The organism is Serinicoccus shuyuelongi (assembly GCF_045032955.1).
Taxonomy (GTDB): domain Bacteria; phylum Actinomycetota; class Actinomycetes; order Actinomycetales; family Dermatophilaceae; genus Ornithinicoccus.
On sequence record NZ_JBJFZU010000005.1, the window covers coordinates 56,563 to 82,488 of the forward strand.

Genomic DNA, 25,926 nt, shown 5'->3' on the forward strand with positions numbered 1-25,926 from the left:
ATGTCACGACACCCTCAGCGTCGGTGACGGTCGACGGCATCGCGATGGAGGTCGAGCGCGTCTCTGTGTCCCGCTCGATGGGCGTCCGCGAGCTCACGGCGGCCACGGGCGACGCCGACCTGATCGCACCGGATGACGTCACCGAGCGGGTGCGCACTCCCTGGTCCCGCTCGGGGGCATGGCCGCCCGTGTCCGGCACGCCGGGAATCGTTCGCATGGGCGATGCGGGCTTCGGGGACGTCCAGGTCCTCACCGGTGTTACTGACAAGGCTGATGGGTCCGTCGCTGACGGGTCCGTCTCCGTCGAGCTCGTCGACAACATCGATCGCCTGCGCCGGCCCGTGACGATGGACCCGGTCGCTGGTGTGATGCCGCCTCGCATCGATGGTCGGCAGACGTCCCGATATGCCCAGATGAACGGCCTGTGGCTCGTGGACTACGTCATGCGCCGGTGCGGCTACCGGGCCACCCCCCAGTGGGGATCCGGGGCGGTCGTTTCGGCCACGATGATGGGCTCCGCGTGGCCAGAGGTCGGTGCACTCGACGAGTGTGTAGGCACGGAGACCGCTTTCCCGGCGCCTGCGGCCGCGCCGTGGGGACTGTCGCTGCAGTCCCCGGACGCCTGGTACCTCCCTGCCGGCGCTACGCACACCCTCGCAGCCTCAGGCCCGTTCGAGATGATGCAGATGGTCGTCGACGGGCACAACCCCTCGTGGACCGCGTACTTCGGCTCCTACCTGGTGCGCATCGGCTGGGTCGCGTCGCAGGTCCGTGCCCAGGTGGTCGTCGGCGGCACGACGACGACGGTCGCAACCGCTGCCCGGACCTCTGAGACCCGCATGGGGATGCTCCGGGTGACAGTGTCCGGGTCCACGCTGACGCTGGAGGTCCGCGCAGATACCGGCGGCCAGGGCACGGGCACGTTCACGATGCCCGCAGGCATGGCGTCCGCCCCGCTGGACCGGGTCCGCGCCTACAGCGCCCCTGGTGTCCGCACTGGCGCGGTCATTGCCCGCTTCCCCGGCACTGCCAACCCTTTCGTGGGCCTGGACTATACCCCGACGACGCTGTTTCGCCGGGGCCTGTTCCCGGCGCAGACGACCCTGACCATCGTCCCCGGCATCGTCGAGCGGGACACTCTCAGCCTGATCTCTGAGCATGCGGACGCTGTCGGCGCGAAGTGGTGGATCGACGAGCTCGGCCGGGTCGTGTGGGCTGACCGGGCGTGGCTCGACGGCGGCACAACACCCGTGCGCGACCTCACCGCCACCGACGACCTGCTCGACCTGACCTGGTCCCATGACCACCGACAGTCGGCGTCCGAGGTCACCGTGCAATGGCAGTCTGCTTCGACGACCCGCTCCCTCGAGCAGCGGGTCACGGTCTGGGAGGGCGGCGGGTCCGGCCTCGACACTGGAACCTACGAGCACGTTCTGCATCCCGACGACCTCGAGGACTGGCTCGGCGTCGACACGTCCGTCACGCTCCTGCCTGGCTCGCTCGGAGGCCAGGGCATCGAAGACCTCAACTACCTACGCGGAACCCTGCTGGGCGCGGCACGGGTCGACGAGTCTTCAACCGGCGGCGAGGGCTGGTCACCGTCCTCGGTGTTCTCGGCGGTCGCGATGCGGCACGTCGACCCACGCACGTGGGTCCTCGCCTACACGGTCAACGCCGCCGCTGACGCCCTGACGGCCCGTGTCCCGGACGACTCCTTTTCAACCGGTGTGTGGCGAGCCCGGTACGGCGACAAGTTTCCAGCCGTCCGCGCGAGGGGTATCGGTCATCGCGTCCAGGAGTCCACCACCTCCACGATCACCGGACCCGCCGACGCACCAGCCCTGGTGCACGACGCCTCATGGCACGTGCAGCTGTCTTCACATGCCGTCGATCTCGCGGACTGGCTAGCAAGCCACCACGCGAACTCCCAGCCGGTCTTGCATCAGGTGCCGGTCACCTTTGACCCCCGTCTGCAGCTCGGGGACCTGGTGCGGGTCTTCGACGACGCGCGGTCCCGACTGCGGATCACCGGCCGCATCGTCGGGATCCGCCACGTTGTCGCCAACGGGTCCGGTGACACGTTCCTCGACGTGCAGACCCGGACCGTGGAGCGCCTCGACGTGACCCTCGGCCAGTACGACACCGTCTGGGCGGCCGCGGCCCTCGCCGCTCGTGACACCGAGTGGTCCACCTCCACCCTTGCCGCTTTCGACGCCGACCCCCTCAGGAGGACGTAGTGCCCAAGACGCAGAACGGCATCCAGTACCCGGGGCCTTCCGACACGCATCCCTCGGCCGCGTGGTGGCAGACGTTGGCGACGTCGATCGACTACGCCCTGCGCTCTGGTGACGAGGCGGTCAAGGCGCAACTGGCGGCTCTCGGTGTCGTCGTCGACGACCTCGGTGTGCACATCGAGCAGGACTACCTGTTGAAGGCCGAAGCGCAGGAGTTCGGTATTGCCGGGCCGCCGAACGTTCTCGGCATTGGCACCGTCACCCCTGGGGAGACTGCCGACGCCGAGATCCGCGGCGAGTCCCCTTCGCAGCTTCTCGACCTGACGCTGCCTCGCGGGTTGCGGGGTGTGCCCGGGCCGGGCGGTGCGATCGGCCTGGTCGAGACCGAGGACGAGGGCATGTTCGTGGAGTCCGAGCAGTTCGCGTGGCGCTGGGACAACACCGTGGGGAAGAGGCTCCTAGTCCGTGAGGGCGCCGATGAGCGGATGGTGTGGGGTGACACGGGGTGGCGTGACATGTCGGCGACCCTGATCGCTGAGAACGGCTGGACCGGCGTGTCGACCTTTCAGATCCGCCGCGTAGGCGATCAGGTCTTCTTCAATCTTTGGGGGCTCACACGGGACTCCAATGCCTCCGGCACCGTCGGTGTCGCCAACCTCATGCCAGACGGATTTCGACCGCCCATATCGGTATACGGACTCATCCCGACCAGCGTCTACACCCGCTTCTATATCAACGTCGCCGGCGCATTTGTCCTCATCAGCCCGCCAACGCTCAGTTTTTGCACCGTGTCCTACGTGACCAATCAGTCATGGCCTACGACGCTGCCCGGAACCCCCGCCTGAGGAGACCCATGGACGAGCTGAACGCCTACTACCGCGACTGGTCCGACGAGAAGCTCGACGAGCACCGCCGCGCCATCCTCGTCGAGCAGGAGCGCCGGGCCCGCGTCGCCGCCCTGCCCCAGCAGATAGCGGACATGCGTCGCGAGTACCTCGACGCCGGCGGCGATCCCGACGCCCTGCTGGAAGGAGCACCGTGAGCCTTCACACCATCATCCCCAAGGCAACCCCCGCGGGTGACCTCCCACCCAAGATCATCGGCCGCCTGGGCGAGATCATGCCCTCGGCCTCGACCACCACGACGTCGTTCTGGGTGTCGCCGACCGGTAGCGATACCGCGTCGGGTGCGCAGCACGCCCCGTTCCGGACCGTCAGCAAGGCGCTGTCGATGGTGCCCGACGTCGTCCGCTCCGGGCACCTCTACACCGTCACGCTCCTACCGGGAGTCTGGGACGAGGCGGTGACCCTCGACCACCGGGTGGTGCTCGGACAGGTCCTGCTCCTGGGATCCACGGAGGACCGCGACGCCCACAAGATCCTGTCCCTGCGGTGCGACTCGGTCTTGGGACACCTGGAGATCCGGAACATGACGACGACCCTGAAGACAGCGGCGGGCGCCTCGTGGCGCTTCTACCGGTGTCCGATGGTGGAGGTCGCCAACGTCCTGTCCGAGTCCAACGCCGCGGTCGAGAAGGGCATCGAGGGGTGCATCGGCTTGCTCGCTGACTACGGCTCGAACGTGATGGTGAGGGAATCAGACTTCGGCGGGAAGCGGTATGGGCTGCGGTCCAACTACCTGTCGCGGATCTTCTCGCGCAACAACACCGGCACGAACAACACCTTCGGCCTCGGCGCTCGCTGGGGTGGCATCCTCGCGACCTCCGGCACCCAGCCGACCGGCGACACCGACCGCAGCACTGACTCCGGCGGAATCATGTCCCACGACCACGGCGGCAAGATCGGCACGGCCGCCGAGCCCGGGCTCCTGCGCGCAGACTCGATCGGCGACGACTCGCCCCGGCGCAAGACGTACCACGTCACCTCCAGCGTCACGGGGATCAACTCCGACATCACCTCGGGTCAGCGGTTGCAGCTGCGCTTCCGTGGCCCCCAGGACGGCTACATCTTCCTGAAGGCGACCTACGGCGCACAGACCGGTTCCACCGGTGCCCAGTCACTGCAGAAGCACTTCTATGGCCTGCTCGGCCGTTCGTCGCTGTCGCCCGCCAGCTCGGCAGTGGTGTCGTCCCACTCGATGAGCGACAGCAAGATGACCTTGATGCACGCCGGGGGCAACGGCGAATTCGACCTCGTCATCGAGCCGCTCGCTGCTCTCGCCGGACGGTGGGGTGTCGAGATCGAGGTGTCGATGCTGCGCAACACGACCTGTCCGACGCTCGAGAGCGTCGTCCTACTGACCGCCTGAGTCGCAGAACTCTAGTCCCGGAGGCGGTAGGAGTGAGCGTCTGCCACGTCCCAGAAGGTGGCATCGTCACCGCGAGCGAGTGCGGCCACCGAGGCCCAATCCTCACCGAGCCGCTGACCCAGGTCAGCCATCACCCGCTCGGTGTCATAGGCATCCACCCCAGGGATCGCTCGCTCGTCGAGAGCTGTTTCCACTTCGAGCTGCGCGGCCTCTTTGTCCATCGGCCGACCCTAGCCCTTGCTGACCTCAACCACCTGCGCTGAAACCCCGCTAGGCCCTTTCGCTGCCGCTGGTTCCAGCGCATCGAGAATGTCCAACACCACCGGACAGTTTTCTTCCAGGTCCATGAACGTCTGGTGGGTCGTGCAGTACGGGTACTGGTCACCCGTCTCGTCGATCTGCGGGGTGCACGTGCTCATCGCCGCCCTGACTTCATCAGGGGTCCACTCGAAAGCCATGGCGTCGACCCTAGTTGACCTCGCATGCCCGGCCGCCCTGCGCGGCCGCTCAGCCACCCATCCAGGAGGCCACGTGACCACCACACAGCCAGTCCACCCGCACCCGGCCCGGATGCCCGCACTCCTCACGTGTGTCTTCGTCTGGGCCCTCATGGCCGCCGGGGTCGCCGATGGCATCGGTGGGTCTAACCCATACGCCTGGCACACCCGTATCCCGGGATCGGTTGGTGCACTCATCTGGGGTGTCCCTGCAGCGATGGCGTTGTGGACGCTTATCACCCGCCGCGGCGCCTGGGCCACCGTCGCCCTGCTCATCGTCGGCCCAGTGATCCGGGCCCTGTCCTACCTGTGGGCGTGGGTCATCTACCTCGACGAGGGCCCAGGGAGCGGTATACGCGGCGGCTACTACTACGCCGGCCTGCACCTGGCCATGGTCGGCATCGTCGTCACCGCGGCATACCTCACCCGGGAGGACCGGGCGGTCAGGGGGGACGCATGAGCTGGTTCGGCCCCATCGCCACCGTCGCCGGCGTCATCATCACCGCCCTCGCCGCGATCTGGGTGGCCATCATCCAGCGCCGCGCCACCCCCTACGACGCCCTCTCGAACCGGGTGATGAAGCTCGAGGCCTCGGACGCCGAGAAGGGCGACCTGATCCAGTCGCAGACCCGCCGGCTGCGGATGCTCGAAGAGGACACCCACATGCTCGTGGACGCCCTCACCGAGCAGGAGGACTGGCAGGAAGCCGGCGCCGACCCGCCCCCGCCGCGCATCGAACGCCGCGTCCTGGAGATCCTGCGCCGCCACCGCGCCGAGCGCCGACGCCTCGACCAGCTGGACGCACAGACCACCTGACCCACCCCACCCCGAGGAGCCCTGCCGCCTGGTGGGGCCCACACCCATGCCCAGGAGGGCCCATGGCCAGCAAGGCACTCATCAACGTCGTCATGCGACCCAACTGGGGGTCTGCCTACGGACTCGGCTGGCGAATCCGAGACCTGCCCGCGACCACCGCATGGCTGCACCACGCCGTCACCAACAACCTGCCCGCGAACGCGACCACGGCCCGAGAGCGGCAGGAGATGCGGCTCATCGACCGCATCGGCTACGACCGGTTCAAGTACGCCGACACCGGCTGGACCCGACCCGCTGGCGCCGGGATCTCCTACTCCTACGTCGTGTTCCCCTCCGGCCGCGCCTACCAGGGCCACGGCATCAACCGCGCCTCCAGCCACACCGCCGGGTACAACACCTACGGCCTCGGCATCGCAGTCCCGGGGAACACCGACATCCAGGACCTGACCGACCAGCAGGTCGACGCGATCGCCCGGCTCCTTGTGCAGCTCAAGCGCGAGGGTGCCCTCGTCAACGCACGCCTCAACGGTGGCCACCGCGACACCGGCTTCTCCACGTCCTGCCCGGGCAACAAGGCGTACGCGCGGATCGGTGAGATCAACGCCCTCGCCGCCCGGTACGAGAAGGGCCACGTCACCACCCCGGTCACGCCGCCCACCCCGGCACCGCAGCCACCGCCCAGCGTGCCGATCACCACCGAGGCCCGCACCTTCCAGCGCGGCTACAACGCGCTCTACGGCAAGACCCTCGCCGAGGACGGCGCCTTCGGGCCCCTGTCGCAGGCGGCGGCCGGTACCTACGCCGAGGACTACGGCTTCACAGGCGGCACCACCACACCCAGCAAGTCCCTACTCGCACATCTGGAGGACAGCATGACCATGCTCGACGAGATGAGGAAGCTGCGGCAGGCCGTCGAGGCCAAGCCGACGGCCAAGCAGATCGCGGAGTACCCCTACCCCGACCCGGTGACGGGCGAGGTCAGCCAACTCGGCGCCTACCCCGCCTTCGGCAACCGCAGGGCGGCCGCGAACACCGTGCTGCTCCAGCAGGTGCTCAAGGCCCTCCAGGGCCAACAGATGGACCCGACGGTCGTCGGCACCGCGATGGCCGACGCCCTGCGCGAGGACGTTCTCCAGGCGGTCAAGGACTCCGGTGCCGGAGCCTCGGCCGAGGACATCGCCCAACTGCTCGGCGCCCGCCTCTCCAGCGCCGCCACCAACACCCCCGAGGCGGTCTGATCATGGCCGCCACCTACCAGGAGATGCCCGCGACCAAGCCCCGGCCCGTGCGGGTCGCCGGCGCGGTCGTCAACACCATCAACGGCATCGCCGCCGGCGTCGGTGGCATCGGCGCGCTGAACGACCACCCGACCGTGGCCCTGGTCGCCGCGGTGGTGGTGCTCGTCACGAGCGTCGTATCCCAGACCCTCATGCCCGTGCTCGAGGGCAAGGTTGTGCCGGTCCAGGACGTCGCGCTCTACGCCGACGGTGACCGGCGCATCGTCAACGGCCCCGCCGCCGACCTCGTCGGCCAGGACGACGCAAGTGGCCGCCACCTCGACCTCGACGGCGACGGCATCGCGGACCACGCCCAGGGTGGGGCGTACCGGGACGACGGTGCGACGAGCTGACTGGCTCGACGTCGCGCTCTTCGTCGTCTGCGCCCTGGTCGGGATCCTGCTCGTCCAGCTACTGGGCCCGATCCTCTGGGCCAGCTGAACCCCACCACCCCGACTACCGCCGAGGGGAGGTGAACCCCATGACCAAGCGCATCGCAGCGGCCGCCCTCGCGGCCCTCGCCTTCGCCGGTGGCATGACCGTCGCGGCCACCCCCGCGCAGGCCGTCGTCTCCTGGGAGGACCGCAAGTAGCCCCAGCACCACGAGTGCCCCCGCCCAGCCTCGCGCTGGGCGGGGCACTTTCGTGCGTCCAGGTAGGTTGGGCGGATGCCCCAAGCACCAGCCGTAACCGTCGCCGACCTCGATGCCGACGTGAGCACACGGCAAGCCTTCGGAGCAGTCTTCCAACGGCCCAAGAACCTAGACAGCCTGCTCGACTCCTACCGAGCCGGCCAGCTGCGGCTGCCCCCTCAACCCGTGTGGACGGGAGAGTTCACCAACTGGGCAGCAGACCCGTTCGAGGACCGCAACTGGCGCTTCCAGCATCACACCCTGCGCTGGCTCAACCCCATCCGGTGGGCCGCGCTCGACGGGGTCAATGACGCACGCGGTGAGTGGCTGTACGTCGCCCGGTCCTGGGCCGAAACCAACATCCCCGCCGAGGAGTCGCCGTCCGACTTTGCCTGGAAGGACATGGCCGACGGCACCCGCGCGATCCAGTTCTGCCTCGGCGCGCCTCTCGTCGGCCCCGAGGACGAATGGTTCGTCGAGCTGCTCAAGTACCACCGGGACTGGCTGATGGACGACAAGCACATCGTCCAGAAAAACCACGCGCTGCACCAGCACCAGGGCCTCCTCGTCCTCGGCGCCACCCTCCGCGACACCGACGCGATCAACAAGGCCGTGGAGCGGATGCGCACCCAGTTCCGCACCACCTTCGACGAGCAAGGCGGCAACGACGAGGGCGCGATCAAATACCACGAGCTCAACATCCAGTGGTGGGCACTGGGCTGGAGGCGTGTGGAAGCAGAGGGCATCGCACCCCCGGAGGATGTGCAGCACCGCCTGGACCGGGCTGCCTACGTCCTGGCGCACATGACCCTGCCGAACGGGGAGATCACCCAGATCGGTGACACCGTGCGAGGCAAGGTTGCCCCACGTCTCGGAGAAGCGACCGAGTACGCCGCCACGGGCGGCCGAAGCGGCAAGACGCCCAGTGAGCGTGTCGTCGTGCTCGACCGCGGCTACATCCTTTCCCGCAGCGGGTGGGGCGAGAAGAAGCCGCTCGACCAGGAGTCCCACACCGTCATCCGTCACGGCATCCACCACCGCGGCCACGCACACCAGGACCGCGGCAGTGTCCACATCTACGCCGCCGGCCAACGCTGGCTGACCGACTCCGGCTTCCACAGCTACCAGGCCGGCTCCCCGGAGGTCAGGTACCTCAAGTCCCGCGAGGCGCACAACGTCGCCTTCCTGCCTGGCGTCGACCACGACGACAACGCGCCCGTCGAGATCGTCGCCCAGCACGTCAGCGACGACGCCCACGACTTCACCCTCCTCGACCACGGCTACGGCGACGCCGACGTCCGCCGCCGTGTCATCTACCTCACCGGCCCCGACGCGTGGCTCGTCATCGACACCGCAGACCCCGCCGCCGGCGCCCCCATCCGCCAGCACTGGCACGTCGAGCTCGACACCAAGGTGCGTGTCCTCGACAACGGGTACCGCCTCGCCGGCGCACGCGCGCAGTTCACGATGTACTGGTTGGGTCGGGGAACCGCACTCTCACACCGGCTCGCTGACGACCGGTCCCACGACGCGTGGATCGGGACCAGGTGGAAGACGATGCAACCGAGCGCTCGGATCACGGCGGAGTCACGGGCACGATCACCTCGCCTCGTGACGCTGCTCGTACCTCAAGCTGGGAACCCGTTGGGGGTGGTCAGCAGTCACGTCGCGACCACGGGCACCACGAGCCTCGATCTGGTGCGCGGCGGGGCACGGTGGCGGATCAAGGTGACGGACGGAGAACTCGTCGTGCGGCAGTCCTGAGAGACCTTCCCGCTCGTCGGTGACATGGCCCTCGTGCCCCCGCGGGCCGTCGTCTCTTGGGAGGACCGCAAGTAGGCGCCCCTGCACCACGAACGCCCCCACTCTCCTCCGGGAGGGTGGGGGCGGTTTCGTGCGTCCGGGCTCACGCCTCGGTACAGTTCGACCCGGACACGCCGGCCCGGACCACGAACGTGGACCCATCCGACTCCAGAACCCGCACCGTGGGCTCGCTCTCACCCGTGGCCTCCATGTAGGTCACCGCTGCCTCACACACCTCCAGCGCCGCCCGCGCCTCCGCGCTGCCGGATGTGCCCCTAGGGTCGGTGATAGACGTCTCCACCTCCAGCAGGTTCGCGTCACGGGTCGCCCCCCGCACCTGCTGGTACCACTCAGCCCCTTCGTTGGCCGCCAGCAGCTCGTAGACGTCGTAGTTCGGGTCATCCTCGGCTACGACCGGCGTCGTCCGCTCAGCGGCCGCGGGCTCCTCTTCCTGGCCGTCCTCTTCTGTCGACGTCGGCTCGGCCGCTGCAGTGGCCTCCACTGTGACGGTCGCCGTGGCGGTCTCCGTCAAGGTTTCGGTGACCGTCTCGGTGACGGTGACGGTGGCGGTCTCCGTCACGGTCTCGACGGTCGTGCTTGGCTCGCCCGAACACCCCGCCACCACTGCTGCAGCGGCGATGGCCAACAGAACCCTGCTCTTCATGCTGCCTCTTCCCACGGAATTCGAGCCACTCTGTCTCAGGACCTTCTCGTCCACCCCAGCCCTTCCAACGACGAGATCGAGCCAGAGCGGGCGCAGTGTTCGGCCGGCCTCGGCCCGAGCACTGGTTGGGCCCGCCGCGTCCGTAGTATCACCGCATGGGTCGAGCATCACGCGCCAAGGTAGAGCAACGAAAAATCGCACGCGATCGAGATCGCGTACTTGAATCCTATCGTGAGACGGTGCAATTTTTGCAGGCGTCATCCGCTTCCTTCGATGCTGGCTACTCAGCAGAGGCCAAGCGCCTAGCCGTCTCCTTGAGGGTGCTCTTGCACGACACGAAGAGTTCTCACTCCATATTGGGCCAGTTGGGAATCAAGAAGAATTGCACATTTCTTGACACAGCGGGGCCCGTGGACCCAGCCAACTTGATAAGCACCCTCGGGCTCGTAATGCTCCGAGGCACGTCGCTTGGCGACGGCTCAGCCGATGGCAAGTACGTTCCCCTGCTTGGAGGCGGACCTTTCGATTTCGGCTTGGTCCCCTACGAGAAGTGGTGGAACGGACCTGTCATGAAGGTGGACGACCACTCGTGGTCGCGGTGGGAACTCGTTAGCTCCCTGGCCCACAAGGAAGGCGGTGCCCACGTCGATCCTCACCTCGATGACGCCTACGAACGTATGGTCCACCAAAATGGCCTGGGCTGGTCGTTCGAAGATCAAGGAGGAACCCGCCCCTTCACGGGTAACCCTGTCGAGGTTGCGGTACGCCAGGTGGCCTACGAGTTCTTGGAGACAACCAAGACACTAGGAACGGAGCTCAACAAGCTCTCAAACTAGAGTTTGTTCGGACTACACTTCCCTTACATCGTTGCTCGGCAGCAACGTCGCGATCGTCGTCGGCGGGGTCGCGCTGCTGGCCGCCCGCTGCGGGCTGCCCCGCCGGTGGCGGACCCCCGTCGTGCTGCTGGCCCTGGTGGGCTTCGTCCTGCTCTGCCGTCCGGAGCCGTCGGTGCTGCGGGCCGGGGTGATGGGGACGGTCGGCCTGCTCGCGCTGACCTCCGGCCGGCAGCGCGCGACGCTCCCCGCGCTCGGCGCCGCGGTCACCCTCCTGCTGTGCGTGGACCCGTGGTTGGCCCGCTCCTACGGCTTCGCACTGTCCGCGCTGGCCACCCTGGGGCTGGTGCTCTGGGCCCGGCCCTGGGGTCTGTGGATGGCGGACCGACTGCCCCGCTGGGCGGAGCTGCCGGCACGGGCCGCGGCGGTCCCGTTGGCCGCCCAGGTGATCTGCGCCCCCGTCATCGTGCTGCTGCAGGGCAGCGTGACCACCGTCGCCGTGCTGGCCAACGTGCTGGCCGCACCGTTGGTGCCGCCGACCACGGTCCTCGGGGTCGCGTCCGCGGTGGTCGCGCCGCTGTGGCTGCCGGCGGCGACCGCTCTCGCCTGGGCGGCGGCGTTGCCCGCCTGGGTCATCGCCCGGGTGGCCCGGGTGTGCTCGCGTCTCCCGTACGGGACGCTCGACTGGGTCGACGGCGTCGCGGGGGCGTGGCTGCTGACCGCGCTCACCGTGGCCGCCCTGCTCACCGGTCCCTGGTGGTTGGCCCGGGCCCGTGGTCATCCGTGGGCGGTGGCGGCGCTGTCGCTCGTCGGGGTGGTCCTCGTGGCACCCGTCCCGGGCGTGCGCGGCTGGCCCCCGCCCGGGTGGGTGGTCGCCGGTTGCGACGTCGGGCAGGGGGACGCCTTCGTGCTGCGCAGCGGTCCGGGGACCGCGGTGATGGTCGACACCGGGCCGGACCCGGCCGCCGCGTCGCGCTGCCTGCGCGACCTCGACGTGGACGTGGTGGAGCTGCTGGTGCTGACCCACTTCCACGCCGACCACGTCGGTGGCCTGTCCGGTGTCCTCGGCTCGACCGAGGTCGAGTCCGTGCTGGTCAGCCCGCTCGCGGACCCGCCGGAGAACGCCCGGCGGACACGCGCGCAGCTGGCGGCCGCGGGCATACCGGTGCGGACGGCGCGGGCCGGTGAGCACGGCGCCTGGGGCCAGGCGCGGGTCCGGGTCCTCGCCCCGGCGTCACCGCTGCCGCCCGGCCTGGACGACGCGAACAACAGCAGCGTCGTGCTGGACGTCGAGGTGGCGGGGACCAGCGTCCTGCTCACCGGGGACCTGGAGCCGGAGGGGGCGCGGCCGCTGCGCGCGCTGCTGAGGGGCCGGGAGGTCGACGTGCTCAAGGTGGCCCACCACGGCTCCGCCGCCCAGGACGAGGTGCTGACCCGGCAACTCGACCCCACGATCGCGCTCATCGGGGTCGGCGCCGACAACACCTTCGGCCATCCCGCGCCCAGTGCGCTTGGCCTGCTGCAGGAGATCGGTGCCGTCGTGCTCAGGACCGACCTGCACGGGGACGTCGCGGTCGCCCGGGACGAGCTGGGACGGCTGGTCCCGCACGCCCGCGAGTGAGCCAAGGACGCTTCGTTACGGCGCGGGGACGTGCTCTCCTGCCCCGTGCCCGCCGAGCTCCCGTGCGCTGGCGCACAGGGCGGACAGGGTAGCGGCCACCGAGGGGACCTTGCGCAGGTCCGGTGTGGTGACGACCTGCACGGTCCGCCGCGACGGCGGCGAGATGGGGCGGATGACCACGTCGGGGTGCGAGACCGTGCTGAGGATGAGCTGCGGCACCAGCGCCACACCCAGGCCTGCTGCCACCAACCCGAGCACGGCGACGTAGTCCTCGGTCTCGAAGGTGACGTCCGGGTCGAAGCCGGCACCGTGCGCCAGGCTGAGCAGGTGCCCTCGGCACCGCGGGCACCCGGCGATCCACCGGTCCGCCGAGAGGTCTGCCAGGTCGACCTCGTCCTGCCCGGCGAGCTCGTGCTCGCGCGGCAGCACCAGCATCACCGGGTCGACCAGCACGTCCAGCACGACGAGACCGGACAGGTCGTCCTCACCGCGTCCCGCGTCGGTCCCCTCGTACGCGAAAGCGACGGCCAGGTCGACGCTGCCGGCCCGCACCGCGGCCAGCGACTCCGGCGGCTCGGCCTCGCTGAACTGCACGGTGACCGCCGGGTGGCTCTCCCGCAACCGGGCCAGCGCCCGCGGCACCAGCGTCGCCGAGGAGGAGGGGAAGGCCATCAGCCGCACCCGCCCCGCCTGCAGGCCCGCGATCGCCGTCATCTCCGCCTCGGCGGCGTCCAGCCGGTCCAGGATGTCGGCAGCACGGGTGGCCAGCAGCTGCCCGGCCTCGGTCAGCCGCACCGTCCGGCCGATCCGCTCGACGAGGACCGTGCCCGCCCGCTGCTCCAACCGCCGCACCATCTGCGACACGGCGGGCTGGGTGTAGCCCAACGACGTCGCCGCCGCGGTGAACGACCCCTGCTCCGCGATCGCCCGCATCACCCGCAACCCCGCAGCGTCCAGCATGTCGGCCAGCATAGTGGGCCGGGTCCCCGGGCCGAGACGTCATCCTCCCGACGCCGTGCACGGCGCCCATGTTCACCTGCCCGACACCCCCACCCGCTGCAGTGGTCCCGTGCAGACGTTGCGTGCGCATGTTCCCTCGCCCCTGCCCCTCGGTGACCCGACCCTCGCCCAACTCGAGGCGGCCCGCGCCACCGCCCACCACGGCCCCTCCGCCCGACGCGACCGACGCGGGACCGCGCTCTGCCTCTCCGGGGGCGGGTTCCGCGCCTCCCTCTTCCACCTGGGCGCGGTCCGTCGCCTCGACGAGCTGGGCGTGCTGGGCCGGCTGCGCACCATCAGCGCCGTCTCCGGCGGTGCCCTCGTCGCGAACCTGCTCACCCACCCCGACCTGGAGTGGCCGGACCCGGACGGCCCGCCCGCCCGGGTCGGCGGCCTGTCCGAGCTGGTCGCGGAGCCGCTGCTGCGGCTGACCTCCCGCAACCTGCGCACCCCCGTCCTGCTGTCCCGGTTCCGGCCCGGAGGCTGGGCCCGCCCGGACGCCGGCGTGCAGGGGCTCACCGACCAGCTGGAGCGCCTGGTCCCCTGGTGGGGCACCGACCTGCGTGAGCACCGGCGGGGTGGACCGGTCGTGCTCACCGGCGCCACCGAGATCGGGTACGGCGTCTCCTGGCTCTTCGCCGACGCCCGGTCGTGGGCGCCCCGAGGCCAGGTCGGGGACCACCGGCTGGGGTATGCCGCCCCGCCGCCGGGGCTGCGGATCGTCGACGCTGTGGTGGCCTCCTGCGCCTATCCCCCGTTCTTCGCGCCGTTGCAGCTGGACGGCGACCTGCTGGGGCTCAGCGGGGGCGTGCCGGACCCGGACGAGCCCGCTGCGGTGCGGGAGTCCGTCCGTCGCCGGATCCAGCTCGCGGACGGCGGCGTCTACGACAACCTGGGCCTGGAGCCGGTCTGGTCCGACCACGCGAACGTCCTGGTCAGCGACGCAGGACGCGCCCTGCGCAGCCGGGACGCCGGGGCCGGCCTGAGCCGGTTGTGGCACCTGCTGGCGATCGCCTCCAGCGGTGGGCAGACGGCGCGCCTGCGCTGGCTGCGGGCCAGCTTCGCCGCGGGCGTGCTGCAGGGCGCCACCTGGTCGCTGGAGTCCCCGGACGGTATGCGACCGACCACCCGGGACGGCGACCACCCCGAGCAGGCGGCCCGGGCGCGGACCGGTGACCGTCCGGCGGCCTACTCGGCGGACGTCGTGGCGACCATCAACGCGGTGCGCACCGACCTGGACGCTTTCAGCCGGGGCGAGCAGCGGGTGCTGGAGCGGCACGGCTACCTGGTCGCCGACGCCTCCGTGCGCCGCCACTGTCCCGGGGTCATCGCCCTGGACGCGCCGCTACGGGCACCGCACCCCGAGGTGGCCCGAGGCGAGGACGCGGTGAGCGAGCTGCGGGACTCGGCCCGCATCACCGCCCTCGGGCGACGCTGAGGGGCCCTCGCCCCTTCGCCCCGTGCACGGCCTCACCCGTCACCTCTCGCCGACCTCGCCGACCACCAGCCCGAGCGTCCCCGGCCCGGCGTGCACCCCCATACCCGGGTCCAGCTCCACCACCGTCGGCACCACCCCGGTCCGGGACGACACGTCGGCCGCCACCTGGTCGGCACCGGCGATCGCGTCCAGCTGGTGCACCGCGACCCTGGCCGTGCCGCCCCGCTCGACGATCGTGTCGCAGGCCGCCACCCCGAGGTCGACCAGCCGGGCCAGCGCCCGGGACCGGGTGCGCACCCGTTCGGCGACCGCGACCTCCCCGTCGGTGATCGTCAGCAGCGGCTTGATCGCCAGCGCCGAGCCGACGACCGCCTGGACGCGCCCGACCCGGCCACCCCGGCGCAGGTGCTCCAGGGTGTCCAGGTAGAACCAGGTCCGGCAGGACGCGGCCCGTCGCCGGACGAGGTGGAGGACCTCCTCGACGGTCCCGCCACCGGCGGCCAGCGCGGCACCGTCCTGCACCGCCCAGCCCAGGGCCATCCCGAAGGTGCCGGAGTCCAGCACCCGCACGTCCAGCTCGTCGGCCACCACGGCGGCCGCCTGACGGGCGGCCTCGACGGTCCCGCTGACCCGGCCGGAGAGGTGGGCCGAGACGACGGAGCGGCAGCCGGTGCGGGACGCCAGGTCGCGGTAGGCGGCGACCAGCTCACCCGGCGAGACACCGCTGGTGGAGACGCGTTCCCGCCCCGCGCGCATGATGTCCACCAGCTCGCCGGGCGTGATCTCCCGCGAGCGGGCGCCGCGCCGTTCCCCGACCAGCACGTGCAGCGGCGTCACGGCCAGCCCCGGCCCATCGGGCACGCAGGCACCGCCGTCGGTGACCAGCGCCACCCGCTGCCGGCCGGCGGGGGCCGTGGCTGCCACGTCCACCGCCCTCAGACGACGATGTTGACCAGGCCGGGGGCGCGCACGACGACCTTGCGCACCGGCGCCCCGTCCAGGAACTGCCGGACCTTCTCGCTCGCCAGGGCCAACGCCTCCAGGTCCGACTCGGTGATGTCGGCCGGCACCTCCAGCCGGTCGCGCACCTTGCCCCGGACCTGCACCACCGCGGTGACCGTGTCCTCCACCAGCAGCGCCGGGTCGGCCTCCGGGAAGGACGTGTAGGTCAGGTCCTGACGACCCAGCCGCTCCCACAGCTCCGCGGCCAGGTGCGGCGCCACCGGGGCCACCAGCTGCACCAGCGGCTCGGCCGCCGCGCGGGGCACCCGGTCCAGCTTGGTCAGCAGGTTGTTCAGCTCGATCATCCGGGCGATCGCCGTGTTGAACCGCAGCCCAACGTAGTCCGCGGCCACCTGGTCGATGGTCCGGTGCACGGCCTTGGCCACGTCCGGGCTCATCGGCTCGTCGGTGACGGTGACCTCGCCGGTCTCCTCGTCGACCACGTTGCGCCACAGCCGCTGCAGGAAGCGCTGGCTGCCGACGACGGCGCGGGTCTCCCAGGGCCGGTACTGCTCCAGCGGGCCCATCGACATCTCGTACACCCGGAAGGTGTCGGCGCCGTACTGCTCCACCATCTCGTCCGGGGTGACGACGTTCTTCAGCGACTTGCCCATCTTCCCGTACTCCTGGGTGACCGGCTGGCCCTCCCAGGAGAAGGTGGACGGGCCGCCGTCGGAGGACGTGTGCTCCTCGACCTCGGCCGCGGGCACCGCGAAACCGCGGGCGTCCCGGTAGACGTAGGCCTCGATCATGCCCTGGTTGATCAGCCGGCGGAACGGCTCCTCGCTGGAGACGTGCCCCAGGTCGAAGAGCACCTTGTGCCAGAACCGGGCGTACAGCAGGTGCAGCACCGCGTGCTCCACCCCGCCGACGTAGAGGTCGACGCCGCCGGGGTCGGTGGCCCCCTCGGGCGCACCGGCGACGGTCTGCTCGCGGGGGCCGATCCAGTACTCCTCGACCGCCGGGTCGACCGGGGCCGCGTCGTTGCGGGGGTCGAGGTAGCGCAGGTAGTACCAGCAGGAGCCGGCCCAGTTGGGCATCGTGTTGGTCTCCCGGCGCACCGGCACCGGACCCCGGTCGTCGCCCAGGTCCATCGTCGTCTCGACCCACTCACGCGCCCGCGCCAGCGGCGCCTCGGGCTCGCTGTCGGCGTCCTGCGGGTCGAAGGTGCGCGGCGCGTAGTCCGGCACCTCGGGCAGGGTCACCGGCAGCTGGTCCTCGGGCACCGGGTGCGCCACCCCGTCCTCGTCCCAGACGATCGGGAAAGGCTCCCCCCAGTACCGCTGCCGGCTGAACAGCCAGTCGCGCAGCCGGTAGGTCACCGTCGGCTCCCCCGCGCCGACCCGCTCCAGCCAGGCGATCATCGCCTCCTTGGCCTCCTCGACGCCGAGGCCGTCCAGGCTGATCCGGTCGTTGGCCGAGTTGATGGCCGGACCCTGCCCGGTGAACGCCTCGTCCTCCGGGTGCTCCGGGGTGGGCTGCACGGTCCTCACGATCGGCAGGCCAAAGGCCGTCGCGAAGTCCCAGTCCCGCTGGTCCTGGCCGGGGACGGCCATGATCGCGCCGGTGCCGTAGCCCATCAGCACGTAGTCCGCGATGAACACCGGGATCGGGGTCCCGGTGGCCGGGTTCGTGGCGAAGGCGCCGGTGAAGACACCGGACTTGGTCCGGCCCTCGGCCTGCCGCTCGATGTCGCTGCGGCCCGCGGCCTGACGCTGGTATGCGCTCACCGCCGTCCGCGGGTCCGCCGCACCCGCGGTCCAGGCCGGGTCGGTGCCCTGGGGCCACTGCTCCGGCAGGATCTGCTCCAGCAGCGGGTGCTCCGGGGCCAGCACCATGAAGGTGGCCCCGAAGAGGGTGTCCGGCCGGGTGGTGAACACCTCGACGGCAGGGGCCTGCCCCGCACCCGGTCCGCCCGCGTCCTCCTCACTCCCTGCGCCGGCCACCGGGAAGCGCACCTGGGCACCGGTGGACCGGCCGATCCAGTTGCGCTGCATGAGCCGCACCTTCTCCGGCCAGTCCAGCCGGTCGAGGTCGTCGACCAGCCGGTCGGCATACCGGGTGATCCGCATCATCCACTGGCTCAGGTTCCGCTTGAAGACCGGGAAGTCACCACGCTCGGACTTGCCGTCCGCGGTCACCTCCTCGTTGGCGAGCACGGTGCCCAGGCCGGGGCACCAGTTCACCGGGGCGGAGGAGACGTAGGCCAGCCGGTATGCCTGCAGCACCTCGGCCCGCTGCACCCGGTCCAGGTCCGCCCAGGGCCGGCCGTCGGGGGTGGGGCGCGCCCCGGTCTCGAACTCCTCGACGAGCTCGCCGATCGGGCGGGCCCGTCCGGGCGAGCCCTGTCCCGAGCCCTCCCGGGCGGGGGCCTCCGGGTCGTACCAGGAGTCGTGGACCTGCTGGAAGATCCACTGGGTCCAGCGGTAGTAGTCGGGGTCGATGGTGGCGAAGCTGCGGTCCGGCTCGTGCGACAGGCCGATCATCCGCCACTGCCGCCGGTAGGTGGCCATCGCCGCCTCGGTGGTGACCCGGGGGTGCTGCCCGGTCTGCACCGCGTAGTGCTCGGCGGGCAGACCGAAGGCGTCGAAGCCCATGGCGTAGAGGACGTTCGCGCCGGTGGTGCGCAGGAAGCGGGCGTGCACGTCGGTGGCGACGTAGCCCAGCGGGTGGCCCACGTGCATACCGGCACCGGAGGGGTAGGGGAACATGTCCATGACGACCCGGTGCTCCCGACCCGGCTGCAGACGCGGGTCCTCGGGGCGTGCCGAGGGGCCGGCCGGGTTGGCCGAGGCGAACTCGTCGGCGGCCTCCCACCGGTCCTGCCACCGGCGCTCGATCGCACCGGCCAGCTCGGCGGTGTAGCGGTGCTCGGGGGTGCGCTCGCTCATCGTCTCTTCTCGTCCTTCGTCGTCTCGGCGTCCCAGGGTTCCGTGCACAAAAAAGCCCCTCTCGCAGGAGGGGTTCGCCGCGCTGGGTCAGGTGCTGTCAGCGCGGCTGGGCAAGGAGGGCGTGGCGGGTCGTCATCGTGCCCACATGGTAGCGCAGAGGGCGCCCTCCCGCGGTGCGGTGGGCGCCCCCGACCTCGCGTCAGCGAGGGGCGTGCTCGGTCTCAGGAACCGATCGCGTTGAGCCTCCTGGCCATCGCCGACTTCTTGTTGGCGGCCTGGTTGGCGTGGATGACGCCCTTGGAGACGGCCTTGTCCAGCTTCTTGGAGGCCACCTTGAGGGCGTCCTTCGCCGGGGCGACCTCACCGCTGTCCGCGGCCACGCGGAACCGGCGGATGAAGGTGCGCAGCTCCGACTTGTGCGCCCGGTTGCGCTCGGTGCGCTGGGCGTTGGTCTTCACGCGCTTGATCTGCGACTTGATGTTTGCCACGTAGCTTCTTCCTGCGTCAGTGATTTCTCGGGTGTCGTGAGGCGAGGGTCGGGCTCCGCGGTCGGACGAGGCGTGGGGAATGCCGTGGCGACGACCTTGAGCACGGATGCTGCTGTGCGTGCACGCACGACCGGCGGGCACGCAAAGGACAACGGTAGCAGCGGGAGGCGCTGTGCCCAAGTCCGCTCAGCCGTGCCGGTGACGGCAGACCGCCAGGACGGCCCGCTCGACCGCGTGCTCCGGGCTGCGGACCGCGGCCTCGGTCCGGACGCCACCCTTCACGTCGACGTCGGCCTGGGCCACGGCCTGGATGGCGGCACCCAGCCGCGGGCCGTCCCAGCCCTTGCTGCTCCGGCGGGCGGCGTCCACCTGCCACGGGGCCATCCCCAGGTCCCGGGCGATCTGGGCCGAGCCCCCGCGACCCGCCGAGGCCACCTTGCCGACCTGCCTCAGCTGCATGGCGAGCACCGCCACGATCGGCACCGGGTCCAGGCCGCCGAGCATGGCGTGCCGCAGCAGCGCCATCGCCCGGGCCTCGTCACCGGCCAGCGCCGCCTCCGCGACCCGGAACCCTGTGGTCTCGACCCGTTCGCCGTAGTAGGTGGTGACGTCGCCGACCTCCACCATCCCCTCGACATCCCGCATCAGCTGGCTGCAGGCGGAGGCGAGCTCGCGCAGGTCCTTGCCGACCGCCAGCACCAGGGCACCGACGGCCTCGGGCGCGATCCGACGCCGCGCGGCGGAGAACTCCTTGACCACGAAGTCGTGCTTGTCCGCCTCGGTCTTGACCGCCTTGGCCTCCACGACCCGCGCCCCGTCCTTGCGCAACCGGTCCAGCACCCGCTTGCCCCGGTTGCCCGAGCGGTGCCGCACCACCAGGGTGAGCTCGTCCGCCGGCTGGTCCAGGTACCGGCCGAGGTCCTCGATCAGGGCGTCGTCGGCCTCGTCCACGTCGTGCACCACCAGCACCGTCCACCCGCCGAACAGGCTCGGGCCGGCGTGCACCAGGAGGTCCCCGGCCTGGTACCCGGCGGCCCGGACCCGCACCACCTCCGCCTCCGGCTGCTGCTCCCGGACGGTGTCCAGCACCTCGTCCACCGCCCGCTCGGCGCGCAGCTCCTCGGGCCCGGTGACCAGGACCAGGGTCGGCAGGCTCGCGCTGTTCATGCGCCCAGCCTGCCACGGGTCACCGACAGCAGGTCCTCGACGCCGCTCAGGTGCTGACGGCGGGCAGCGCGGCCCCGCTCCAGGTCGTGCCGTCCGGCCCGAGGATCCGGATCTCGGTGGCGTCCTCGCGCAGCACCGCCGCGTTCATCTCGCAGTCCAGCGGCGCGGCGGTGCCCACGAAGCCCCCCGAGGGGACCCGGGTGCCGTCCGCGGTCAGCAGCACGAGCTCGTACCGGGCGCCCGGGTCCGCGCCGTCCACGACCAGCACCGTCTCGGTGCCCCAGGTATGCGCGATCAACCCGGCCTCGATCCGGGCGCCGGTCCCGGTGGCGCTCATCGACAGGGGCTCCAGAGCCCCCAGCGTCCCGGGCGGGCCGGTGGGGGTGTCCGGGCGTGCCCGGCGGAGCACGTCGCTGCCGACGGCACCGGTCGCGACCAGACCGGCCGCGGCCAGGCCCAGCAGAAGCCCTCGCCGTCCGGGCTGCGGCGGCCGGTCCTGCCGTGGCTGCGAAGGCTCCTGCGGGGGCCTCACCAGTCGCAGCCGGGCGTCGTCCTGGTCCTTCGCGTCGTCGTCACCGTCGCCGTTGTCCTTCTCGCCACCGTCGACGTCCTCGCCCTCTGTCCGGGCCAGGACCGTGTCCAGCAGACCGGCGTCCGGCACCAGGTCCATCGCCGACTCGTCCCAGCCGGCTCCCGGGCGCCGGATCCTGTCCAGGGTCGCGCGCAGCGCGACGACCTCCTCGTCCACGCCCGGGTCCTGCGCCCTCAGCTCGTCCAGGAGAGCGCGCCCGGCGTCGTCGAGGGTGCCCTCGGCGGCCGCCAGCACCAGCTCGGCCCGTCGCTGCTCAGCGTCCATGCTCCTCGACCTCCTCTCCGACGATCCCGCGCAACGCGCGCAGGGCGTAGTACATCCGGCTCCGCAGCGTGCCGACCGGCACACCCGTGACCCGGGTCAGCTCCTCGTACCTCAGACCGTGCAGGTGCACGGCCACCACCACCTCGCGGTGCTCCCGGCTCAGCTGGGCCAGCCCGGACATCAGGGTGACCCGGTCGACCACCCCGGCGTCCACGCCCGGGACCGCCGTGGACGGGGGCTCGGGCAGCTCGGCGTGCGGCTGTGCCGGCCGCCGGACCCGCGCCCGGTGGGTGTCGATGACGACGTTCCGCGCGATCGACATCAACCAGGTCCGCTCCGACCCACGCTCGGCGCTGTAGCGGTCTCGTGCCCGCCATGCCCGCACCAACGTCTCCTGCAGACAGTCCTCCGCGGCATGCCGGTCCTCGAGCGCGTTGACCGCGAACCCAAGGATCACCTGCCCGTGCTCGTGGAACGCACGTCGGACGTCGAACTCACCGTGCTCCGTCAGGGTCCTCGCCTCCCGGGGGCCCAGCAGCGCCAGTCCAGGTGGAGCGGGGCTGTGCTGAATCATCTGGCACGACCCCTCTGTGAGTAGTACCAGAGGGATACGTCGGCAGGGACGCCGACGTTCAGACCATCCTTTCAGACGATGTCGTCCGATCCGTGGTGAACGCCCCGGCACGTCCCGGCGTACACCCCTGCACAGCCCGGTCCTGGACCGGGGCCAGACGAGAAACGGAGCACTCATGAGCACTGTCACCAGCAGCACGAAGCCGAGCCGGGTGGGTCGCCGCGCCGCCCTCGGCGCCGCCGGCGCACTTGCGCTCGCCGGAGCCGTGGCCGCCCCCGCGTCCGCCGAGACCGAGGTCGACCGCCCCGACTCCTTCACCTCCGCCTTCACCGCCACCGCCACCCCCGAGGCCGTCGTCGACGCCGACGGCAACCCGGCGCCCGGCCCCGAAGGCGCGATGGGCACCTTCACCTTCATGATCAACTCGGACGAGGAGATCATCTGCTACGACATCGAGACCACCGGTGTCACCGGCGAGTACGAGAGCCCGGCCAAGACGGCCACCCACATCCACCAGGCCGACCTCGGCGAGGGTGGCCCGCCCCGGCTGGCCTTCCCCAACCCGATGGGCGAGGGCGACGTCCGGACCAGCTCCGGCTGCTTCCAGGGCCCGTTCACCACCGGCCTCGAGGGTGATGACGGCAACGACACCGGCGAGGGCTTCTCGCTCGCCGAGATCGAGGCCAACCCGGCCGGCTTCTCCGCGGACACCCACACCGCGGACTTCCTGCCCGGTGCCGTCCGTGGCCAGCTGGAGTCCATCCCGGTCGGTGGCGTCGAGACCGGCTTCGGCGGGACCGCCGAGCGTTCCGGCGGCATCAACCCCGCCCTGACCGGGGTCGGCATCGGTGCCGTCGCCCTGGGCCTGCTCGGTGCGGGTGCTGTGGTGGCCCGCCGTCAGACCGGTGCCTGAGGCGCACCCCTCGACCCGCACGTCCAGGGGCGTCCGTGCCCCGTGACGTGCGACGACGCGCACCCGCCGTGGCCATGCTCCTGTGCCTCGGCGGGTGCGCTGCGCCCGGCCCCGCCACCGGTGGCCCCGGTGACGGGCAGCAGGGTGCCTCACCGACCGTCGTCGAGGAGCCTGCCGCCGCGACGACGACCCCGGACATCGACACGGACACCGACACCATCGACACCGCCCCCCGGACCGGGGACGCCGGGCAGAACGACTCTGCGGGCGGCACCGAGGACGGCGCCGACGGCGCGGCGTTCGTGCCGCAGCGGCTGGTGGTCGAGGACATCGGTGTCGACGAGAGCCTGATCGACCTCGGGATCGCCCCCGACGGCGCGATGGAGGTCCCGGTGGACGCGGCGGACGCCGGCTGGTTCACCCCGGGGGGTCGCCCCGGCGGCAACGGGCCGACGGTCATCGCCGGGCACGTGGACTCCCCGACCGGCGGCGGTGTCTTCGCCCGGTTGACCGAGCTGGAGCCGGGCGACCGGATCCAGGTGATGGGCGCCGACGGCGAGCAGCTGGAGTATGCCGTCACCGAGGTCGGCGACCACGCCAAGGACACCTTCCCCACCGAGCGCGTCTTCGGCGCCACCGGTCGGGACACCCTGCGGTTGATCACCTGCACCGGGCTGTGGGACGAGGGCGCCCTGTCCTACGTGGACAACCGGGTCGTCTACGCCGAGCCGGTCGACGACGGGGCCTGAGCCGCCAGCTCCAGGCCCAGCTGCCCGAGCCGGGCGCTGACCTGGTCCGGCGGCAGGTCCAGGTGCGAGGCGAGCTCCACCAGTCCCACCCCGGCCTCGACGCCGTCACGCAGCTCCGCGTCCTGCTCCGGGTCCCAGGCGTGACCACCGGTGACCGCGGTGCGCGGCGAACGCGCCACCGGGACGGGGTCCGTGGGCAGCGGTGCGCCGCCGATCCCCCGGGCCCCCGGCTGCTGCACGGGCAACGGGTCCGCGGCGGTCTCGTCCAGCCGGCGCAGGGCTCCCAGCACCAGCTCACGGTCCTGGGTCGGCCAGAACGGCGGGAGCGAGCGCTGCAGGAAGCCGGCATACCGGGCCGTCATCATCCGGGAGTCCAGGAAGGCGACCACCCCCCGGTCGTCGCCGCGGCGGATGAGCCGTCCCGCCCCCTGGGCGAGCCGCAGCGCGGCGTGCGTCGCCGAGACGGACATGAAGCCGTTGCCGCCCATCCGCCCGATCGCCTCGGTGCGTGCCGAGGTGAGCGGGTCGTCGGGCCGGGGGAACGGGATCCGGTCGATGAGCACCAGCTGGCAGGCGGAGCCGGGCACGTCCACGCCCTGCCACAGGGACAGCGTGCCGAAGAGGCACGACCGGGCATCAGCGGCGAAGCTGCGGACCAGGGTGGGCATCTGGTCGTCGCCCTGGCACAGCACCGGGATGTCGCTGCCGCTGGCCGAGAACCTGGTGCGCATCTCCTCGGCGGCGGCCTCGGCGGCACGCCGCGAGCTGAACAGCCCCAGGGTCCGCCCGCCCGCGGCCCGGACCAGCGCCTCGATCTCGTCGAAGACGGCGGGGGCGGCGCCGTCCCGTCCGGGCGGCGGCAGCTGGGCGGCGACGTAGGCGATCCCCTGCTGCGGGTAGTCGAAGGGCGAGCCGACGTCCAGCCCCTCCCAGGCGGGTGCGCCGGCACCGCGCAGCCCCATCGTGCCGGCCACCGCGTCGAAGGAGCCGCCCAGCTCCAGGGTGGCCGAGGTGAGCACCACCGTGCGCTCGCTGAAGATCGATTCGCGGACGCGCATGGCGACGCTCATCGGCGCCACCCGCAGCACGCTGCCGCGGCGCTGGTCGTGGCTGACCCAGACCACGTCGAGGTCGGCCTCGGTGAGGATCCGCTCGCTGGTGTCGAAGACCTCCTGGACGGCGGCGAGCGCGATCTGGGCGCCCCCGTCCGGCTCGGCACCCTTGTCCGGCTTGAGGTCGGAGAGGGCGGCGCGGGCCGCGTCCCGGACCAGCTGCAGGGCGGCGACCAGCCGTTCCGGGAGCTGCCCCAGACGCCCCTCGGGCAGGTCCTCCAGGGCGGCGGAGACCAGGTCCGCGGTCTCGGTCAGCCGTTCGGCGGCGTCCCCCTTGCCGGCCCGCCGGGCGGCGACCCCGACCGAGCCGGCGGTCAGCTCGTCGGTGATGGTCGAGGTGACCCGGTCGGTGAGCTCGTGCGCCTCGTCGATGACCAGCAGGTCGTGCTCGGGGAGCATGAAGCGTCCCTCGAAGGCGTCGATCGCCATGAAGCTGTGGTTGGTGACGATCACGTCCACCTCGGTCGCGGCCTCGCGGGACCGCTCGACGAAGCACTCGGCCACCACCGGGCAGCGCTGCCCCAGGCACTCGTGCGCGGTCACCGACACCTGCCGCCAGGCACGGTTGCTGACGCCGGGCACCAGCTCGTCCCGGTCCCCGGACTCGGTCAGCTCGGACCACTCCCGCAGCCTGGTGACCTCGTCGCCGAGCCGCGAGCGCTCCCGGTCGACCTGACCCATCCCCAGCAGGGTGTCCTCGTCCTCGTCCGGGAAACCGCCGACGAGCTTGTGCTGGCACAGGTAGTTGGACCGGCCCTTGACCAGCGCGAAGGTGGGCCGTCGACCCAGCAGGGGCGCCAGCGCGTCGGCGATCCGGGGCAGGTCGCGGTCCACGATCTGGGCCTGCAGCGCCAGGGTCGCGGTGGCGATCACGCTGGGCCGTCCGGTGCGCACCGCGTGCGCGATCGCCGGCACCAGGTAGGCGAGCGACTTGCCGGTGCCGGTGCCCGCCTGCACCAGCAGGTGCTCCTCGCGCTCCACCGCCCGCTCGACGGCGTGCGCCATCCGGGTCTGACCGGGGCGGTCTGAGCCGCCGACACCCCCGACCGCGGCCACCAGGAGATCGTCGAGCTCGGGGGTGGAGGAGGGCATG

General features: G+C 71.5%; 25 protein-coding genes. 14 read left to right on the forward strand and 11 right to left on the reverse strand.

Annotation, left to right across the window (positions count from 1 at the left end; translation table 11 throughout):
- Positions 1–23 precede the first annotated feature (23 nt).
- From ACI3EY_RS08055 to ACI3EY_RS08070, 4 genes are read left to right on the forward strand one after another with little or no spacing between them, the layout of a single operon-like run.
- Positions 24–2,237 carry a hypothetical protein gene (locus ACI3EY_RS08055; protein ID WP_405040075.1) on the forward strand — a complete coding sequence of 738 codons (2,214 nt, stop codon included), beginning with the start codon at positions 24–26 and terminating at the stop codon, positions 2,235–2,237.
- Positions 2,237–3,079, forward strand: coding sequence for a hypothetical protein (locus tag ACI3EY_RS08060; protein WP_405040076.1), 843 nt, complete (start codon positions 2,237–2,239; stop codon positions 3,077–3,079). The genes ACI3EY_RS08055 and ACI3EY_RS08060 overlap by 1 nt, the downstream gene beginning before the upstream one ends.
- Before the next feature lie 8 nt (positions 3,080–3,087).
- Positions 3,088–3,276: a hypothetical protein gene (locus ACI3EY_RS08065; protein ID WP_405040077.1), complete on the forward strand. Its 189-nt coding sequence runs from the start codon at positions 3,088–3,090 to the stop codon at positions 3,274–3,276.
- Positions 3,273–4,502, forward strand: coding sequence for a hypothetical protein (locus ACI3EY_RS08070; protein WP_405040078.1), 1,230 nt, complete (start codon positions 3,273–3,275; stop codon positions 4,500–4,502). The genes ACI3EY_RS08065 and ACI3EY_RS08070 overlap by 4 nt, the downstream gene beginning before the upstream one ends.
- Before the next feature lie 11 nt (positions 4,503–4,513).
- Here the strand turns inward: ACI3EY_RS08070 and ACI3EY_RS08075 are convergent, their stop codons facing one another.
- Together ACI3EY_RS08075 and ACI3EY_RS08080 are read right to left on the reverse strand one after the other, a co-directional pair.
- On the reverse strand, positions 4,514–4,723 hold the full coding sequence (locus tag ACI3EY_RS08075; RefSeq protein ID WP_405040079.1) for a hypothetical protein: 210 nt from the start codon (positions 4,721–4,723) through the stop codon (positions 4,514–4,516).
- Positions 4,724–4,732: 9 nt separating this feature from the next.
- Positions 4,733–4,960: a hypothetical protein gene (locus tag ACI3EY_RS08080; RefSeq protein ID WP_405040080.1), complete on the reverse strand. Its 228-nt coding sequence runs from the start codon at positions 4,958–4,960 to the stop codon at positions 4,733–4,735.
- A gap of 256 nt (positions 4,961–5,216) precedes the next feature.
- On the opposite strand from ACI3EY_RS08080, the gene ACI3EY_RS08085 reads away from it, so the two are divergent.
- From ACI3EY_RS08085 to ACI3EY_RS08105, 5 genes are all read left to right on the forward strand, one after another.
- Positions 5,217–5,459, forward strand: a complete 243-nt coding sequence (locus ACI3EY_RS08085) for a hypothetical protein (RefSeq protein ID WP_405040081.1) — start codon at positions 5,217–5,219, stop codon at positions 5,457–5,459.
- Positions 5,456–5,815 (forward strand): hypothetical protein, encoded by a 360-nt coding sequence (locus ACI3EY_RS08090; RefSeq protein ID WP_405040082.1) that lies wholly within the window; start codon positions 5,456–5,458, stop codon positions 5,813–5,815. Before ACI3EY_RS08085 ends, ACI3EY_RS08090 begins: the two co-directional genes overlap by 4 nt.
- A 62-nt stretch (positions 5,816–5,877) precedes the next feature.
- Positions 5,878–7,053 carry a peptidoglycan recognition protein family protein gene (locus tag ACI3EY_RS08095; protein ID WP_405040083.1) on the forward strand — a complete coding sequence of 392 codons (1,176 nt, stop codon included), beginning with the start codon at positions 5,878–5,880 and terminating at the stop codon, positions 7,051–7,053.
- 2 nt (positions 7,054–7,055) lie between these two features.
- Positions 7,056–7,445, forward strand: coding sequence for a hypothetical protein (locus tag ACI3EY_RS08100; protein WP_405040084.1), 390 nt, complete (start codon positions 7,056–7,058; stop codon positions 7,443–7,445).
- 359 nt (positions 7,446–7,804) lie between these two features.
- Positions 7,805–9,487, forward strand: coding sequence for a heparinase II/III domain-containing protein (locus ACI3EY_RS08105; RefSeq protein WP_405040085.1), 1,683 nt, complete (start codon positions 7,805–7,807; stop codon positions 9,485–9,487).
- A gap of 142 nt (positions 9,488–9,629) precedes the next feature.
- On the opposite strand, the gene ACI3EY_RS08110 is transcribed toward ACI3EY_RS08105, so the two are convergent.
- Positions 9,630–10,244, reverse strand: coding sequence for a hypothetical protein (locus ACI3EY_RS08110; protein WP_405040086.1), 615 nt, complete (start codon positions 10,242–10,244; stop codon positions 9,630–9,632).
- 101 nt (positions 10,245–10,345) lie between these two features.
- Here ACI3EY_RS08110 and ACI3EY_RS08115 point away from each other — a divergent pair, with 101 nt between their 5' ends.
- Together ACI3EY_RS08115 and ACI3EY_RS08120 are read left to right on the forward strand one after the other, a co-directional pair.
- Positions 10,346–11,026, forward strand: a complete 681-nt coding sequence (locus ACI3EY_RS08115; protein ID WP_405040087.1) for a hypothetical protein — start codon at positions 10,346–10,348, stop codon at positions 11,024–11,026.
- A gap of 31 nt (positions 11,027–11,057) precedes the next feature.
- Positions 11,058–12,644, forward strand: a complete 1,587-nt coding sequence (locus tag ACI3EY_RS08120; RefSeq protein ID WP_405040088.1) for a ComEC/Rec2 family competence protein — start codon at positions 11,058–11,060, stop codon at positions 12,642–12,644.
- Positions 12,645–12,659: 15 nt separating this feature from the next.
- Here the strand turns inward: ACI3EY_RS08120 and ACI3EY_RS08125 are convergent, their stop codons facing one another.
- Positions 12,660–13,604: a LysR family transcriptional regulator gene (locus ACI3EY_RS08125; protein WP_405040089.1), complete on the reverse strand. Its 945-nt coding sequence runs from the start codon at positions 13,602–13,604 to the stop codon at positions 12,660–12,662.
- A 109-nt stretch (positions 13,605–13,713) separates the two neighbouring features.
- Here ACI3EY_RS08125 and ACI3EY_RS08130 point away from each other — a divergent pair, with 109 nt between their 5' ends.
- The gene (locus ACI3EY_RS08130) at positions 13,714–15,081 is read left to right on the forward strand and encodes a patatin-like phospholipase family protein (RefSeq protein ID WP_405038822.1); all 1,368 of its coding nucleotides are present in this window, start codon (positions 13,714–13,716) and stop codon (positions 15,079–15,081) included.
- Between the two features lie 39 nt (positions 15,082–15,120).
- Here ACI3EY_RS08130 and ACI3EY_RS08135 read toward each other — a convergent pair whose 3' ends face one another.
- The 6 genes from ACI3EY_RS08135 to ACI3EY_RS08160 form a co-directional block, all read right to left on the reverse strand.
- Positions 15,121–16,011 carry a DegV family protein gene (locus ACI3EY_RS08135; RefSeq protein WP_405040090.1) on the reverse strand — a complete coding sequence of 297 codons (891 nt, stop codon included), beginning with the start codon at positions 16,009–16,011 and terminating at the stop codon, positions 15,121–15,123.
- 5 nt (positions 16,012–16,016) lie between these two features.
- Positions 16,017–18,974, reverse strand: coding sequence for a leucine--tRNA ligase (gene leuS, locus ACI3EY_RS08140; RefSeq protein ID WP_405040091.1), 2,958 nt, complete (start codon positions 18,972–18,974; stop codon positions 16,017–16,019).
- A 221-nt stretch (positions 18,975–19,195) separates the two neighbouring features.
- Complete coding sequence (gene rpsT, locus ACI3EY_RS08145; RefSeq protein ID WP_405038825.1) at positions 19,196–19,462, reverse strand: 30S ribosomal protein S20; 267 nt, start codon at positions 19,460–19,462, stop codon at positions 19,196–19,198.
- A 186-nt stretch (positions 19,463–19,648) separates the two neighbouring features.
- Positions 19,649–20,629: a DNA polymerase III subunit delta gene (gene holA, locus ACI3EY_RS08150; protein ID WP_405038826.1), complete on the reverse strand. Its 981-nt coding sequence runs from the start codon at positions 20,627–20,629 to the stop codon at positions 19,649–19,651.
- Between the two features lie 46 nt (positions 20,630–20,675).
- Positions 20,676–21,485: a hypothetical protein gene (locus ACI3EY_RS08155; RefSeq protein WP_405040092.1), complete on the reverse strand. Its 810-nt coding sequence runs from the start codon at positions 21,483–21,485 to the stop codon at positions 20,676–20,678.
- Complete coding sequence (locus ACI3EY_RS08160) at positions 21,475–22,059, reverse strand: sigma-70 family RNA polymerase sigma factor (protein ID WP_405038828.1); 585 nt, start codon at positions 22,057–22,059, stop codon at positions 21,475–21,477. The genes ACI3EY_RS08155 and ACI3EY_RS08160 overlap by 11 nt, the downstream gene beginning before the upstream one ends.
- A gap of 175 nt (positions 22,060–22,234) precedes the next feature.
- Here ACI3EY_RS08160 and ACI3EY_RS08165 point away from each other — a divergent pair, with 175 nt between their 5' ends.
- The gene (locus ACI3EY_RS08165; RefSeq protein WP_405040093.1) at positions 22,235–22,972 is read left to right on the forward strand and encodes a CHRD domain-containing protein; all 738 of its coding nucleotides are present in this window, start codon (positions 22,235–22,237) and stop codon (positions 22,970–22,972) included.
- 74 nt (positions 22,973–23,046) lie between these two features.
- A complete protein-coding gene (locus ACI3EY_RS08170; protein ID WP_405040202.1) occupies positions 23,047–23,721 on the forward strand; it encodes a class F sortase in 675 nt (224 codons plus the stop codon).
- Here ACI3EY_RS08170 and ACI3EY_RS08175 read toward each other — a convergent pair.
- Entirely contained in the window at positions 23,691–25,925 is a 2,235-nt protein-coding gene (locus ACI3EY_RS08175) for an ATP-dependent DNA helicase (RefSeq protein WP_405040094.1), read from the reverse strand. The two genes, ACI3EY_RS08170 and ACI3EY_RS08175, sit on opposite strands and share 31 nt — an antisense overlap.
- Position 25,926 lies beyond the last annotated feature (1 nt).

Coding starts and splice junctions, on each gene's coding strand:
- holA (WP_405038826.1), bottom strand. CDS start 20,629: ATGAACAGCGCGAGCCTGCCGACCCTGGTCCTGGTCACCGGGCCCGAG.
- ACI3EY_RS08080 (WP_405040080.1), bottom strand. CDS start 4,960: ATGGCTTTCGAGTGGACCCCTGATGAAGTCAGGGCGGCGATGAGCACG.
- ACI3EY_RS08160 (WP_405038828.1), bottom strand. CDS start 22,059: ATGATTCAGCACAGCCCCGCTCCACCTGGACTGGCGCTGCTGGGCCCC.
- ACI3EY_RS08100 (WP_405040084.1), top strand. CDS start 7,056: ATGGCCGCCACCTACCAGGAGATGCCCGCGACCAAGCCCCGGCCCGTG.
- ACI3EY_RS08075 (WP_405040079.1), bottom strand. CDS start 4,723: ATGGACAAAGAGGCCGCGCAGCTCGAAGTGGAAACAGCTCTCGACGAG.
- ACI3EY_RS08065 (WP_405040077.1), top strand. CDS start 3,088: ATGGACGAGCTGAACGCCTACTACCGCGACTGGTCCGACGAGAAGCTC.
- ACI3EY_RS08125 (WP_405040089.1), bottom strand. CDS start 13,604: ATGCTGGACGCTGCGGGGTTGCGGGTGATGCGGGCGATCGCGGAGCAG.
- ACI3EY_RS08155 (WP_405040092.1), bottom strand. CDS start 21,485: ATGGACGCTGAGCAGCGACGGGCCGAGCTGGTGCTGGCGGCCGCCGAG.
- ACI3EY_RS08170 (WP_405040202.1), top strand. CDS start 23,047: ATGCTCCTGTGCCTCGGCGGGTGCGCTGCGCCCGGCCCCGCCACCGGT.
- ACI3EY_RS08085 (WP_405040081.1), top strand. CDS start 5,217: ATGGCGTTGTGGACGCTTATCACCCGCCGCGGCGCCTGGGCCACCGTC.
- ACI3EY_RS08095 (WP_405040083.1), top strand. CDS start 5,878: ATGGCCAGCAAGGCACTCATCAACGTCGTCATGCGACCCAACTGGGGG.
- leuS (WP_405040091.1), bottom strand. CDS start 18,974: ATGAGCGAGCGCACCCCCGAGCACCGCTACACCGCCGAGCTGGCCGGT.
- ACI3EY_RS08115 (WP_405040087.1), top strand. CDS start 10,346: ATGGGTCGAGCATCACGCGCCAAGGTAGAGCAACGAAAAATCGCACGC.
- ACI3EY_RS08090 (WP_405040082.1), top strand. CDS start 5,456: ATGAGCTGGTTCGGCCCCATCGCCACCGTCGCCGGCGTCATCATCACC.
- ACI3EY_RS08175 (WP_405040094.1), bottom strand. CDS start 25,925: ATGCCCTCCTCCACCCCCGAGCTCGACGATCTCCTGGTGGCCGCGGTC.
- ACI3EY_RS08165 (WP_405040093.1), top strand. CDS start 22,235: ATGAGCACTGTCACCAGCAGCACGAAGCCGAGCCGGGTGGGTCGCCGC.